General features: G+C 63.5%; 11 protein-coding genes. 6 read left to right on the forward strand and 5 right to left on the reverse strand.

Annotation, left to right across the window (positions count from 1 at the left end; translation table 11 throughout):
- Nucleotides 1-49: 49 nt before the first annotated feature.
- On the reverse strand, nt 50-1375 hold the full coding sequence (locus H7995_RS16775) for an MFS transporter (protein WP_166590765.1): 1326 nt from the start codon (nt 1373-1375) through the stop codon (nt 50-52).
- Between the two features lie 292 nt (nt 1376-1667).
- On the opposite strand from H7995_RS16775, the gene H7995_RS16780 reads away from it, so the two are divergent.
- Nucleotides 1668-2540 (forward strand): LysR family transcriptional regulator, encoded by an 873-nt coding sequence (locus H7995_RS16780; protein ID WP_166590766.1) that lies wholly within the window; start codon nt 1668-1670, stop codon nt 2538-2540.
- A 114-nt stretch (nt 2541-2654) separates the two neighbouring features.
- Here H7995_RS16780 and H7995_RS16785 read toward each other — a convergent pair whose 3' ends face one another.
- A complete protein-coding gene (locus H7995_RS16785) occupies nt 2655-3515 on the reverse strand; it encodes a LysR substrate-binding domain-containing protein (RefSeq protein WP_166590767.1) in 861 nt (286 codons plus the stop codon).
- A gap of 109 nt (nt 3516-3624) precedes the next feature.
- Between H7995_RS16785 and H7995_RS16790 the strand changes: the two genes are divergently transcribed.
- The 3 genes from H7995_RS16790 (at nt 3625) to H7995_RS16800 (ending at nt 6388) form a co-directional block, all read left to right on the forward strand.
- Nucleotides 3625-4734 carry a 2-aminoethylphosphonate--pyruvate transaminase gene (locus tag H7995_RS16790; protein ID WP_166590768.1) on the forward strand — a complete coding sequence of 370 codons (1110 nt, stop codon included), beginning with the start codon at nt 3625-3627 and terminating at the stop codon, nt 4732-4734.
- 79 nt (nt 4735-4813) lie between these two features.
- Nucleotides 4814-5641 (forward strand): phosphonoacetaldehyde hydrolase, encoded by an 828-nt coding sequence (gene phnX / locus H7995_RS16795; RefSeq protein WP_166590769.1) that lies wholly within the window; start codon nt 4814-4816, stop codon nt 5639-5641.
- A gap of 198 nt (nt 5642-5839) precedes the next feature.
- Nucleotides 5840-6388 (forward strand): cytochrome b, encoded by a 549-nt coding sequence (locus H7995_RS16800; RefSeq protein WP_166590770.1) that lies wholly within the window; start codon nt 5840-5842, stop codon nt 6386-6388.
- On the opposite strand, the gene H7995_RS16805 is transcribed toward H7995_RS16800, so the two are convergent.
- Nucleotides 6385-7317 (reverse strand): 1-aminocyclopropane-1-carboxylate deaminase/D-cysteine desulfhydrase, encoded by a 933-nt coding sequence (locus tag H7995_RS16805; protein WP_166590771.1) that lies wholly within the window; start codon nt 7315-7317, stop codon nt 6385-6387. The two genes, H7995_RS16800 and H7995_RS16805, sit on opposite strands and share 4 nt — an antisense overlap.
- A gap of 256 nt (nt 7318-7573) precedes the next feature.
- A complete protein-coding gene (locus tag H7995_RS16810; RefSeq protein WP_182344021.1) occupies nt 7574-9613 on the reverse strand; it encodes an NADPH-dependent 2,4-dienoyl-CoA reductase in 2040 nt (679 codons plus the stop codon).
- 211 nt (nt 9614-9824) lie between these two features.
- Here H7995_RS16810 and H7995_RS16815 point away from each other — a divergent pair, with 211 nt between their 5' ends.
- Nucleotides 9825-10955 (forward strand): carbon-nitrogen hydrolase family protein, encoded by a 1131-nt coding sequence (locus tag H7995_RS16815; protein ID WP_185818637.1) that lies wholly within the window; start codon nt 9825-9827, stop codon nt 10953-10955.
- Nucleotides 10956-10958: 3 nt separating this feature from the next.
- Nucleotides 10959-11999 carry an AraC family transcriptional regulator gene (locus tag H7995_RS16820; RefSeq protein WP_166590774.1) on the forward strand — a complete coding sequence of 347 codons (1041 nt, stop codon included), beginning with the start codon at nt 10959-10961 and terminating at the stop codon, nt 11997-11999.
- 339 nt (nt 12000-12338) lie between these two features.
- Here the strand turns inward: H7995_RS16820 and H7995_RS16825 are convergent, their stop codons facing one another.
- Nucleotides 12339-13238, reverse strand: coding sequence for a DUF2242 domain-containing protein (locus tag H7995_RS16825; protein WP_166590775.1), 900 nt, complete (start codon nt 13236-13238; stop codon nt 12339-12341).
- Between the last annotated feature and the right edge of the window lie 107 nt (nt 13239-13345).

Here is a 13345-nt window from a genome sequence, read left to right on the forward strand (position 1 = left end):
CGCCGCCGATCAGGCCATGAGCGTCGGCGAGGTCGCGGGGGTAGAGTTATCAGCTGCGCAGTGGCTTGATCGCCATGGGCACATTGGGCACAAACGCACGCTCAGGTTGCAGGCTTGCCGGGCGGCTGTTCCAGTGGGGGACCAGCACCAGGGCCGAAAACAACGCGCAACCGGCAAACACGATGAACACCGTGACCGTGTCGAAGTAGCCCGGCAACAGGCCGCCGAGGATGGCGCCGACCGAGCCGCAGCCGTTGACGAAACCGGCGGCGGTGGCGCCGGCCTTGGCGGTGCCGAAGTCAATCGCGGCCGCACCGCTGATCATCGAGTCAGGTCCGTACAGGGTCAGGCCCATGACAAACAACAAGGCCACCACCAGCAACACGCTGCCGGTGTGCAAGGCGCCCATGAACAGCGCCAGCGAGACCGTCAGGGCCAGCAGGCTCAAGACACAGGCCGGCAAGCGCCGCGCTCCGAACAGTTTGTCCGAGGCCAGGCCAATCATGATCGGCCCCAGCAACCCCGCCAGCTCGAACGCGGTGGGGATGATCGCGGCGCCCACCTTGCCCACCGAGGGCATTTGCTCGAAGACGATCACCGGGCCCCACAACAGAATTGCGTAACGCGCCGGCTTGAGCATGAAGTACGCCAGGCCCAGGGTCAGCACCGTGCGATTGCGCAGGATTTCACGCAACGGCGCCCACATGCTGATCCGGCTTTGCGCATCCGCCTCGGCGGCGGTCAGTTGCGGCGCAGGCTCCACCGCCGGCAAGCCGACGTCTTCAGGCTTGTTGCGCTGAAAGATAAAAAACAGCAGCGCCACCACCGCCACCACCGCGGCACTTGAAATGAACGCCGCATGCCAGCTGCCCACCAGGGTGTAGGCCCACCAACCGGCAAAAGGCGAGGCCACCAGGCCGCCAAAGGCGTAGCACGAACTCCACAGGCCCAGTACCCGACCGCGTTGTTCGGCAGGGTAGAAACTGCCCAGGTTCTTGCACAGGCCCGACCACCCCGTGGACTGCGCCAGGCCCTGGATCACCATGCAGGTGGCAAAGATCGGCAAGGTGGCAAAGGTACCCATCACCAGCGCCGCCAGGGCTGAGATCAACAACCCACCGAACACCACCACCCGCGGTCCGTAGCGGTCGGCGAGGATGCCCCAGGTGAACTGGCCAATGGCATAGGCGGCCAGGTAGAGCCCGTCGAGGTTGGCCATGGCCATTTTGTCGAGGTGGAAGGTAGGGTCTTCGCCGATCCCCAGTTTGGCCACGGAGAACGCTTTGCGAGTGAAGTAGAAGGCCGCGTAGGCGAGCCAGGTGATGGCGAAGATTTGCACGCGCCAACGCTTGATAGTGCCGATGTGCTTATTCATGGTGGATCTGACCTCAGGGTGTGAGTGTGCCGGCAGATTCAGAAAACTAAACGCCTGTGTTTTTTATTGTTGAGCACTGCGGCAAGGCCCCTAGGAGGGCGGGCGTTACCGGTCAGATGAGTCCTGTTCCATCCCTGTCTCGAGATTTTCCATGCGCGCCAGGATCATGGCCACCGCCGCGGGTCGACTGACCAGTCAGCGGGGCTAGGGGCGATAAAAACAATTACTGATTAATAAGTGAAATCGATTTATCGTATTTCAAATATAAGCTCAGCTTGTAAGAGGTCATGCGATGTCGGTATCCCACGCCCAGCTCAAGGCTTTCCATGCCGTGGCCCAGCACGGCAGCTTTACCAAAGCGGCCGAACGCCTGTTCCTGACCCAGCCAGCCATCTCCGACCAGGTGCGCAAACTCGAAGAACGGTTTGGGGTGTTGTTGTTTCATCGCAACAAGCGCTCTGTGCGCCTGACCGACCTGGGCGAACGCCTGTTGAGCATCACCCAGCGCCTGTTCGTGATCGAAGCCCAGGCCCAGGAACTGCTGCAGGACTCCCAGGCCCTGCAGACCGGCAGCCTGATCCTGGCGGTGGATGCCCCGGTCCACGTGCTGCCGCAAATCGCCCGGTTCTGCGAGCGTTATCCGGGCATCAGTGTGAAGATCGAAACCGGCAACACCGACGAATCGCTGTTTCGCCTGTTCAACTATCAGGCCGACCTGGCCTTGCTCGGACGGGACGTCAACGATGCGCGCCTGCTGACACTGCCGTTGCGCAACGACCCGATGGTGGCCTTCGTTTCCCGCAACCACCCCTGGGCCGACCGCGAGTCGATCCGCCTGGCGGACCTGGACGACACCCCGCTGGTATTGCGTGAAGTCGGGTCGGTGACCCGCCAGACCCTGGAAGAAGAAATGGCCCGGGCCGGCTTGCGCATTCGACCGGCGATCCAGGTGGAAGGCCGCGAGGCCGCACGGGAAGCCGTGGTGGTCGGGATTGGCGTGGGCGTGGTCTCGGCCGCCGAGTTTGGCGCCGATTCACGGGTTTGCGCACTGCCGATTATCGATTGCACCCGGCGCCTGACCGAAACCCTGGTGTGTCTGCGCGAGCAGAGTTCACGGCGCGTGGTGGCGACATTTCTGCAGATGGTGCGTGAGAGCCTGGAGTAAGCAGGTCCGGCCCTATCGCGGGTAGGCCGCAAGCGGACACAGCTCCCACAGTTCCACAACCCTACACCAGCCAAGTGGAAGCGAGCCTGCTAGCGATAGCCGCGCCACACGTCATCAGACAGGCGCCAGGGCGAAAAACGCCTGGATCAGGCGCAGGTCCCGGCGCCGCTCCATGCAGCCAATCAGGTGTCGATTGACCAACCCCTTACCGATGATCGGCACCGCCCGCACCCGCGGATCGTGACTGACCTCGACTGACGACACCACCCCGACCCCCAGTTCCGCCGCCACCGCCTCGGTCACCGCCTCGCGGCTGTCCAGCTCCAGCAGCACCCGCGGGGTGATGCGCGCCTGGCTGCAGGCCTCATCGAACGTGCGCCGGGTGATGGAGCTCGGCTCACGCAGGACCATGATCACCTGGTCCAGCGCCTCGAGGCTGATGCCCTGGTCCAGGCTCGACCAGGGGTGACCGGCGGGCACCAACGCGCAGATCCGCGACTCGCTCAGGGCTTGCAGGTGCAGGCCCTTGCGCGGCTCGACTTCGGTCAGGACCGCCACATCGGCGTGTTCGGACAGCAGCGCCGCGAGGGTTTCCTGGGCATTGCCCAAGCGCAGGTTGACCGTGATGCCCGGGTAGCGCGCCCGCAGGCTGGCGAGCATCGGCATGACCATGTGCGGCCCGTCCGCCGCCACTTCCAGGCGCCCGGTCAGTAACTGCCGGTTGGCCTCGAGCATGACCTGGGCTTCTTCGGCCAGGCCAAACATCGCCCGGGTGATCGCCGCCAGCTTGATGCCCTCCTCCGTCAGTTCGACCCGCCGTGCGGTGCGCCGCAACAGCGTGATCTGGTAGTGCTCCTCCAGCGCCTTGATGTGCCCGGTCACTGCCGGCTGGCTGATGAACAGACGGGCAGCGGCCCGGGTAAAGCTGCCCTCACGGGCCACCGCATCGAATGCGCGCAACTGGAACAGGTTCATGAATAAGCCTTACTGATGATTGGCATAACAACAAACAATTTGATTGATGGCGCGGCAAATTGCAATTTATCTCCCGTAGCTTCATCCCATCGATAACGAGGACACGCGAATGAGCACTGCCGAACCCATCCTGCTCACCCCCGGCCCATTGACGACTTCGGCCCGCACCCGCCAGGCGATGATGGTCGACTGGGGTTCATGGGATGACCGCTTCAATCAACTGACGGCCAGCCTCTGTGAACAACTGCTGAGCATCGTCAACGGCGCCGACAGCCACCACTGCGTCCCCCTGCAAGGCAGCGGGACCTTCGCCGTCGAAGCGGCGATCGGCACCCTGGTGCCCCGCGACGGTAAAGTGCTGGTGCTGATCAACGGCGCATATGGCAAGCGCCTGGCGAAAATCTGTGAGTACCTGGGCCGTTCGTTCAGCACCTTTGAAACCGCTGAAGACGAGCCGACCACTGCCGCCGATGTCGACCGCCTGCTGCGGGCCGACGCCAGCATCACCCACGTTGCGCTGATCCACTGCGAAACCAGCACCGGGATTCTCAACCCACTGGCGGACATCGCCCAGGTCATTGCCCAGCACGGCAAACGCCTGATCATTGACGCCATGAGTTCCTTTGGCGCGCTACCGATCGATGCCCGGCAAGTCCCCTTCGACGCGCTGATCGCCGCCAGCGGCAAGTGCCTGGAAGGTGTGCCCGGCATGGGTTTTGTCTTCGCCAACAAGCAGGCCCTGGCCACTGCGGCCGGCAACTCCCATTCGCTGGCCATGGACTTGTTCGACCAGCACAGCTACATGGCCAAGACCGGCCAGTGGCGCTTCACCCCGCCGACCCACGTGGTCGCGGCGCTGCACGAGGCCCTGCTGCAATACAACGAAGAAGGCGGCTTGCCGGTACGCCACCAGCGCTACGCCGACAACTGCCAGGTGCTGCTCGAGGAAATGGCCAGGCTTGGCTTGCGCAGCTTCCTGCCGGCGGCCATCCAGGCGCCGATCATCGTCACCTTTCACGCCCCCCGGGACCCGCGCTATCAATTCAAAGCGTTCTACGAACGGGTAAAGGCCAAGGGTTTCATCCTCTACCCAGGCAAGTTGACCCAGGTCGAAACCTTCCGCGTCGGCTGCATCGGCCACGTCAACCAGGCCGAGATGCGTGCAGCGGTGGCCGCTGTGGCCGAGGTCTTGCGCGAGATGGAAGTACTCGAGATCTGACTTTTCAGCGATCAGCCGGCCGCTGGGTACGCCAGCGGCTACAGGGTTCATCATTCTCCAAATACAGGATTCGCACACTATGAACTACACCAACCCAACAAAGCTGCAAGCCGCCATCCTCGACTGGGCCGGCACCGTGGTCGACTTCGGCTCGTTCGCGCCGACCCAGATCTTTGTCGAGGCCTTCGCCGAATTCGACGTGCAGGTGTCCATCGAGGAAGCCCGGGGCCCGATGGGGATGGGCAAGTGGGACCACATCCGCACCCTGTGTGACCAGCCACAAGTGGCTGAGCGCTATCGCCAGGTGTTTGGCCGCACCCCGACCGACGATGACGTGACCGCCATCTACCAACGTTTCATGCCGCTGCAGATCGAAAAGATCGCCGAGCACTCGGCGTTGATCCCCGGTGCCCTGGAGACCATTGCCAACCTGCGCCAGCAAGGCATCAAGATCGGTTCGTGCTCTGGGTATCCGAAGCAGGTGATGGACAAGGTGGTCGAACTGGCCGCCACCAACGGCTACATCGCCGATCACGTGGTCGCCACCGACGAAGTGCCCAACGGCCGCCCATGGCCGGCCCAGGCCCTGGCCAATGTCATCGCCCTGGGCATCGACGACGTCGCCGCCTGCGTGAAGATCGACGACACCGTGCCCGGCATCCTCGAAGGCCGGCGCGCCGGGATGTGGACCGTGGCCCTGATCTGCTCCGGCAACGCGCTGGGCCTGACGTACGAGGGCTATCGCGCCCTGGGCAGCGACACCCTGGCCAACGAGCGCCAACGCATTCATGGCCTGTTCGAAGGTTCGCGCCCGCATTACATGATCGACACCATCACCGACCTGCCCCAGGTGATCGCCGACATCAACAAACGCCTGGCCCAGGGTGAGATGCCACAAAGCAGCTGATAGCTCACGCGCCCGACAAAGCGCCAGCCCTTGACCGGGGCTGGCGCTTTTTTTTGCACAAAAGCCTGTGGCAGAGCGCTGGACGTAGGACAAGAGCCTGACTTGGCTCAGGCAATTTCCCCCTAACAGGATTACAGTTAGCGCACTCCGTCGCACAAGAATGGAGATTTATGACCTGAATACTGAGGAATGGACCCTATGCCCTGGAAGAACTCTGTCTCACGCTACAGCACCGTATCGATCGCGCTGCACTGGTTGATGCTGGTGCTGCTGGCCGTGGTGTATGCCACCATCGAACTGCGTGGGATCTTTCCCAAAGGCAGTGGCGGTCGGACCCTGATCAAGGAAGCGCACTTCATGCTCGGCCTGACCGTGTTCGTCCTGGTCTGGCTCCGCCTGTTCGCCCGCAGCCTGGGAGTGGCACCGAAAATCGTACCGACTCCACCCCGCTGGCAAAGCCTGCTGGCGACCCTGATGCACGTCGCGCTGTATGTGTTCATGATCGGCATGCCGATCCTCGGCTGGCTGATCACCAGCGCCGCCGGCCATCAAGTGATGTTCTATGGCATCGACCTGCCGCTGTTGATCGGCGAAGACAAGGAGCTGGCCAAGCAGATCGAAGGCTGGCATGTGCTGGGCGGCACCATCGGTTACTGGCTGATCGGCCTGCACGCCGTGGCCGGACTGGCGCACCATTATTACTACCGCGACAACACCCTGCTGCGGATGATGCCCAAACGCGGTTAAACCTGCGCCTGGGTGGCAAAACCCCGGCGGCCCTGCAAGCCGCCGGTGTGCACAAAGATCCAGCGCGTACCGGACGCCACCTGCCCCGCCTCGACCTGCTGCTTGAGCGCCAGCAAGGCCTTGCCGGTGTACAGCGGTTCCAGCGGCAGGCCACTGGCCTGCTCGGTGGCCTCGATGAACGCCAGCAGCACCGGGTCGACCTTGGCAAAACCGCCGCGGCTGCCATCGATGAGCCCATAGTCGCCCACTGAGCACCCGCCCTGCGCCAGGATCGCTGCGACCTGCTCTGCCACGCCATGGTCGTGCGGTACCGCCAACACCCCCTGCACCGGATGCCTGCCCGCCTCGGCCAGCACCAGACCCGCCAGCGTGGTACCCGTCCCGCAGGCCAGCCACCAACCGTGATGATCGGTCCAGCCCAGGCCAGGCAGCTGTTCAGCGACCAGGCCCAGCAGTTGCCCGCAACCACGCGCCCCCGCCAAGCCGCCACCGCCCTCGGGAATGGGCTCAAACCCCGGGTACTGCGCCAGCCACGGCTGCCAGAACCCAGGCTCATGCCGGGCTCGATAGCCGCCGTAACCCAGCCAGTGCAGGTGCATGCCGAACGCCTGCAGGTCCTGCACCGTGGCGTTGGACTGGGGATGCCCACGCAACAGGCCGACGGTGGCAAAACCAAAGCGCTTGCCGGCCGCCGCCAGGGCGTGCAGGTGATTGGACCAGGCACCGCCCAGGCTGATGACACCCTGCGCCCCCGCCTCGCCGGCAAGCCGCAGGTGATCCATCAGTTTGAACCACTTGTTGCCACAGATCAGCGGGTCGATCAGGTCCAGACGCAGCACCGCGACCTCGACACCGGCACGGTCGAGCCAGTCCAGGTGCAGGGGTTCGAGGGGGGCGTGGGGAGACCAATCGGCAGGTAGGCAAAGCATCGGCAACATCGTTCACAAGACGTGGAAGGCCAGTCTACCAGCCATGCACCTCATAGCAGCTGCCGAGCCTGCGACGCTGCGTTCGCCTGCGAAGCGGGCGCCAAGGACCCACGCCAACCCGGCGAGGACTGCGTCCTCGAACACAGCCTCGCGCGCTCGGCAGCTGCTACCAATACTGATCGAAGTGAAAGCACCGCGATTGCTTTGCACAATCGCGGTGTCGGGTGACGGCTGTTCCGGCCGGACCCAGGTTGACTTAGAGCTCAGCCGCCAGGCGCGATCCCTGATTGATCGCGCGCTTGGCATCCAGCTCCGCCGCCACGTCCGCACCACCGATCAGGTGCACGTTCTGCCCAGCGGCCAGCAGGCCGTCGTACAGTTCGCGCAGCGGATCCTGGCCGGCGCAGATCACAATGTTGTCCACCGGCAACAGTTGCGGCTCGCCCGTCTCGCCGATGCGGATGTGCAAGCCGGCGTCGTCGATCTTCAGGTACTCGACGCTGTTGAGCATCTGCACCTGCTTGTTCTTAAGACCGGTGCGGTGAATCCAGCCGGTGGTCTTGCCCAAGCCGTCCCCGACCTTGGATTTCTTGCGTTGCAGCAGGAACACTTCACGGGCCGGGGCATGGGGCTCGGCCTTGATGCCCGCCACGCCACCGCGCGCTTGCAGGTGAGTGTCGATGCCCCACTCCTTCCAGAAGGCTTCACGGTCCTGGCTGGTGGCCACGCCCTGATGCACGAGGAATTCCGACACGTCGAAACCGATACCGCCGGCGCCAATCACCGCGACTTTTTTACCCACCGGCTTGCGCTGCAGAATCACGTCCAGGTAGCTCAGCACCTTGGCATGGTCGATACCGGGGATCGCTGGCAGCCGTGGTGCGATGCCGGTGGCCAGGATCACTTCGTCGTAGCCGCCGGCGACCAGTTGTGGCACATCGACCCGAGTGTTCAGGCACAGCTCGACATGGCTGGTCTGCAACTTGCGATTGAAGTAGCGCAGGGTTTCGAAGAACTCTTCCTTGCCCGGCACACGTTTGGCGACGTTGAACTGACCGCCGATTTCGCTGGCCGAATCGAACAGCGTCACTTGATGGCCGCGCTCGGCGGCAACGGTGGCGGCCGCCAGCCCCGCAGGCCCGGCACCGACCACCGCGATCTTCTTGATCTGCTGCACCGGCAGGTAGTTGAGTTCGGTTTCGTGGCAGGCACGCGGGTTGACCAGGCAGGAGGTCAACTTGCCGCCAAAGGTGTGGTCCAGGCAGGCCTGGTTGCAGCCGATGCAGGTGTTGATTTCATCACCCCGCCCGGCAGCGGCCTTGTTGACGAACTCCGGATCGGCGAGGAACGGCCGGGCCATCGAGACCATGTCGGCATCGCCTTCGGCGAGGATCTGCTCGGCGACTTCCGGGGTGTTGATACGGTTGGTGGTGATCAGCGGAATACCCACCGAACCGCGCAATTTGGCGGTGACCTTGCTGAATGCCGCACGCGGCACCTTGGTGGCGATGGTTGGAATCCGCGCTTCGTGCCAGCCGATCCCGGTGTTGATGATCGTTGCACCGGCCTGCTCGATGGCCTTGGCCAACTGCACGATTTCTTCCCAACTGCTGCCGCCTTCCACCAGGTCGAGCATCGACAGGCGGAAGATGATGATGAAATTCGGGCCCACCGCTTCGCGCACGCGACGCACGATTTCCACCGGCAGGCGCATGCGGTTTTCGTAGGCACCGCCCCAGCGGTCGGTGCGATGGTTGGTGTGGGCGGCGAGGAACTGGTTAATGAAATAACCTTCCGAGCCCATGATCTCGACGCCGTCGTACTCGGCGGTTTGCGCCAGGGTGGAGCAGGTGACGAAATCGCTGATCTGTTTCTCGATCCCTTCCTCGTCCAGCTCTTTGGGCTTGAACGGGTTGATCGGCGCCTGGATAGCGCTCGGTGCCACCTGTTTCGGGCTGTAGGCATAACGCCCGGCGTGGAGGATCTGCATGCAGATCTTGCCACCGGCTTCATGCACCGCACGGGTGACAATCTGGTGTTTCAGCGCTTCTTCAAGGGTGGTCAACTTGGCCGCGCCAGCGTACACGCCGCCCTCTTCGTTCGGGCCGATACCGCCGGTGACCATCAGGCCAACGCCGCCACGGGCACGCTCGGCAAAGTAGGCCGCCATGCGTTCGAAACCGCCCGGCTTCTCTTCCAGCCCGGTGTGCATCGAGCCCATCAGGGTGCGGTTGCGCAACGTGGTAAAGCCCAGGTCCAGCGGGGCCAGCAGGTGCGGGTAGTGAGCGGCGGCCATCGGTAACTCCACAACGAGTAATCACGGAAAAAGTGCGGACGCTCTTGGGCGTCCATCGGTTATGGGTCACAGACTAAGAGCAGGCCCGCCCGCACTCAATGACCGTAACTGACAAGTTATTGATCCAAATGTGCAGCACCCCTTGGCATTCGCCGGCATGGCGCCTACCCTAGTCGGCGAACCCTGCACACGGCTGATCCTTAGTTTTCTCATGCGCAAACTTCTTTACCTGACATTCGCCATGGCCTTGCTCGCTGCCCTCACCACCTACGCCATGTGGACCGCCGAACGCCCGGTGGGGCATTACCTGTCCGACCTGCGCATCCAGCTCGCGGTGGATCAGGGCGTACCCGGTGACCGGGGCAACCTGCTGGGGATCCAGCCAGAACTGTTCCCCACCGACTACCAAAGTCCCGAACGCCTGCATCGCAAACTCGCGGCCTACTTGCAGCAAGCCCGCGACCAGGGCCTGCTCAACGCCAAGACCATCGTCGTGCTGCCTGAACATATCGGCACCTGGTTGATGGTCAGCGGCGAGAAGGACGAGCTGTACCAGGCCAGCACGTTCGACGAAGCCATGAACTGGCTGGCGGTGAGCAATCCCCTGCCTTTCCTGCGGGCGCTGATCGGCGCCCAGGGTGACAGCCGCCTGGAGGATGCCCACCTGCGCATGAAGGCCAAGAGCATGGCCGGCCAGTACCAGGCGCTGTTCGGCGGCCTGGCCCGGGAATTCGACATCACCCTGGTGGCGGGCAGCATCGTGCTGCCGGAGCCGAGCGTCAAAGACGGCGCCCTGAGTATTGGCAAGGGTCCGTTGTACAACACCAGCCTGGTGTTTGGCCGGGACGGTGCGCCCATCGGCCAGCCGCAACGGCAGTTGAGCCCGAGCCTCGCCGAGCAAGGGTTTATCCGGCCCAGTGGCGACCGGGCGATCAACGTGATCCAGACCCCCGCCGGGCGCCTTGGGGTGCTGATCGGCAACGACAGCTGGTACCCGGACAACTACCGCAAGCTCAACGACCAGGGTGCCGAATTGATCGCCGTGCCGGCCTTCGTCACCGGCCGCAGTACCTGGGATCAACCCTGGCGCGGTTACCAGGGGCCCTCCACCCCAAGTGAGATCAGCCTCAAGCCGGGTGAGCTCAGCGAAGGCCAGGCCTGGCATCGCCTGACCCTGACCGCACAGCCACCCAGCAGCCTGGCCAATGCCGGGGTCAGCGTGTTCCTGCGTGGCCAGTTCTGGAACCAGGGCAGCGCCGGTCAGAGTTTCCTCAGCAGCAATGGGCAGCACTTCGCCGATGGCGAAGCCCGCGGCGCCCGTTTGTTGAATATCTGGTTGTAACCCATGAAACCGCTGCCGATGCGCCTGGGGGACCTGTCCGTCGGCTTTGTCCATAGTCTGGCGGATGCCGTGCGCAGCCACGGCTGTGACCCGCAACCCCTGCTGGAGCAATACGGCCTGGACGTCGCGCGTCTGGCCGAGGCCGGTGCCCGGCTGTCGATTCCGCGCTACATGCGCCTGGGCCACGCCGCCATCCAACTGACCGGGGACCCGGCCCTGGGCTTGCGCATGGGCCAGCTCAGTCGGCTGGGTCAGGTCGGGCTGGCCGGGGTGACGGCTGCCCAGGCGCCGACGGTGCGCGAAGCGGCGCGTTGCCTGATTCGCTTCGAGGCCTTGTACGGCTCCAACTATCGCGGCCAGTCGAGCTTCCATGAGGACACCCAAGGGGCCTGGCTGCGGTTCTACTCCATCAGTCCATACAACGCCTATAACCGCTTTGTGGTGGACTCGATCATCGCCGGCTGGTTACAGCAGCTGTCAAGCCTCTGCCCCGAGCCACTGCGGGCCGAGCGCATCGAGATTGAATTCCAGGCACCCGACTACTCAGAACGCTATGCCGTGCTGGGGGACTGCGCCCTGCAGTTTGGCGCCGAGCACAATCAGTTGCGCCTGAGCCAGGCCAGCCTGGCGCAACGCAACCCCGAGCACTGCCCCAGCACCTGGCGCCTGCTGCTCAAACTGTGTGAACGGGAACTGGAGCAGTTGACCCGCACCCGTAGCCTGCGCGAACGCATCACGCAGCTATTGGGGCCGTTGCTCAATGGCGGTCGTGAACCCGACCTGGAAGAAGTGGCGGCACGCTTGAAGCTGCCAACCTGGACCTTGCGCCGCAAGCTCGCTGAAGAGGGTACGCAGTTTCGCGCGATTCTCAACGACACCCGCCGCGACCTGGCCATGACCTACATCCGCGACACGGAACTGGCCTTTGGCGAAATCGCCTACCTGTTGGGATTTGCCTCGGCCGAAGCCTTTCAACGCGCCTTCAAACGCTGGAACGGCCAGACGCCCGGCGAGTTTCGCCGCAGCCATCGGCAATCGGCGTGAAGCCAACGTAACTGGTAGCAGCGCCACTACAACTCTGTAGCGTCGTCCGCCGGCTCCAGCGGGTCGAGTTCGAATGCCTGATATTCCAGCAGCTCTTCTTGATAATCGTCCATTGCCAATTCCTTTTTTAGTCGTGTCGAAAACCGTTGCCCAAATGACCTGCGCCATCAGCATAAAGTGCCCGCATGAAAGAAAAATGACGCGGGTACACGGTGGCTCCTGCTCATAAAACGTAGCAGACACTTCAAAATTTATCATGGGCGCCGGTGAGCGCAGCTTGATGCAGGTCAAGCGCCCGGCTGCGTTACCCCAAGAGGGGCCGCAGCACTGGCGGACGGGTTACTGGCCGGAGGACGGCATGGGCGTGATCGGCTCGCTCGGGGCAGGCAGCGAATCAGGGTTGGCCGGGGGTGGGGTCACTGTAGGCGCGGTTTCTGGCACAGGTTCCGGTACCGGCTGCGGCGAAGGTTGCGGGGCGGCCTGAGGGGCGGCTTCGATGGCCTTCTCGGGCGTGATCGGTGCGGCTTCGGGCGGCGGTGCTACCGGCTCGGAGGCGGCCTGTGCAGCCGGTGCCGGCTCAGGCATGGCGGGGACCACAGGTTCGGCGGCAGGCATTGGCGCAGGTTCTGCGGCAGGCGTCGGCGCGACCGGCGCGAGCTTGGCTTCCGGCACACCGAGGTCAGTCTTGGGCTTCTCGGTGATATGGGCGGCTTTCTTCACATCCGGTGGCAGGAACAATTCCACCAGGGCAAAAAAGCGCTCATAGAACTTGCCCGAGGTGACCGTCTCGCTCGCAACCTTGACCATCGAATCATCGGAGGAGCCGATCGGCATCGACACCGACCCCAACACGCCGACGCCGAGGCTGGCGGAGTTGTTGGTCTTCTTCAACGCATAGCGGTCCTGCAAGGCGTTGGCAAACATGGTCGCGTGATGGCTGCTGTCTTCGGCGCACACCACGCTGAAGCTGATCTCCATGTGGGTGTCGCCGGTCTGCTGGAAGCTTTTGTGGCCGCTGATCAGTTTCGGGTCGGAACTGGTGATGATATAGCCCTGGCTCAGCAACGCCCGGCGGGCGGCTTCACAGGACGCGGTGTCGGTCACCGGGTATTTGCGCGAGAAGGTTCCGGAGTCGTCGAAGTTCTCATGCTCATAAATGGCTTGGTCCTTCGCGCAACCGGCTGCGGCAGCCAGCACCAGCGCCAGTCCCGCGGTACGCATAGGGAATGATGTGAACATTGAACATCCTGAGGAAATCGGTACGGGGCGTATTGTGCAACAGTTCACCCTGTGACGGCGCATGGATTAGTGACTTGTACACCTGACCCCTCTACTGACCATCGTTT

This window comes from Pseudomonas kielensis (genome assembly GCF_014236655.1).
GTDB classification, from domain to species: Bacteria; Pseudomonadota; Gammaproteobacteria; order Pseudomonadales; family Pseudomonadaceae; genus Aquipseudomonas; species Aquipseudomonas kielensis.

What these genes read in the sequence shown, in the direction of transcription:
- H7995_RS16775 (WP_166590765.1), bottom strand. Translation starts at nt 1,375, where the DNA reads ATGAATAAGCACATCGGCACTATCAAGCGTTGGCGCGTGCAAATCTTC.
- H7995_RS16780 (WP_166590766.1), top strand. Translation starts at nt 1,668, where the DNA reads ATGTCGGTATCCCACGCCCAGCTCAAGGCTTTCCATGCCGTGGCCCAG.
- H7995_RS16785 (WP_166590767.1), bottom strand. Translation starts at nt 3,515, where the DNA reads ATGAACCTGTTCCAGTTGCGCGCATTCGATGCGGTGGCCCGTGAGGGC.
- H7995_RS16790 (WP_166590768.1), top strand. Translation starts at nt 3,625, where the DNA reads ATGAGCACTGCCGAACCCATCCTGCTCACCCCCGGCCCATTGACGACT.
- phnX (WP_166590769.1), top strand. Translation starts at nt 4,814, where the DNA reads ATGAACTACACCAACCCAACAAAGCTGCAAGCCGCCATCCTCGACTGG.
- H7995_RS16800 (WP_166590770.1), top strand. Translation starts at nt 5,840, where the DNA reads ATGCCCTGGAAGAACTCTGTCTCACGCTACAGCACCGTATCGATCGCG.
- H7995_RS16805 (WP_166590771.1), bottom strand. Translation starts at nt 7,317, where the DNA reads ATGCTTTGCCTACCTGCCGATTGGTCTCCCCACGCCCCCCTCGAACCC.
- H7995_RS16810 (WP_182344021.1), bottom strand. Translation starts at nt 9,613, where the DNA reads ATGGCCGCCGCTCACTACCCGCACCTGCTGGCCCCGCTGGACCTGGGC.
- H7995_RS16815 (WP_185818637.1), top strand. Translation starts at nt 9,825, where the DNA reads ATGCGCAAACTTCTTTACCTGACATTCGCCATGGCCTTGCTCGCTGCC.
- H7995_RS16820 (WP_166590774.1), top strand. Translation starts at nt 10,959, where the DNA reads ATGAAACCGCTGCCGATGCGCCTGGGGGACCTGTCCGTCGGCTTTGTC.
- H7995_RS16825 (WP_166590775.1), bottom strand. Translation starts at nt 13,238, where the DNA reads ATGTTCACATCATTCCCTATGCGTACCGCGGGACTGGCGCTGGTGCTG.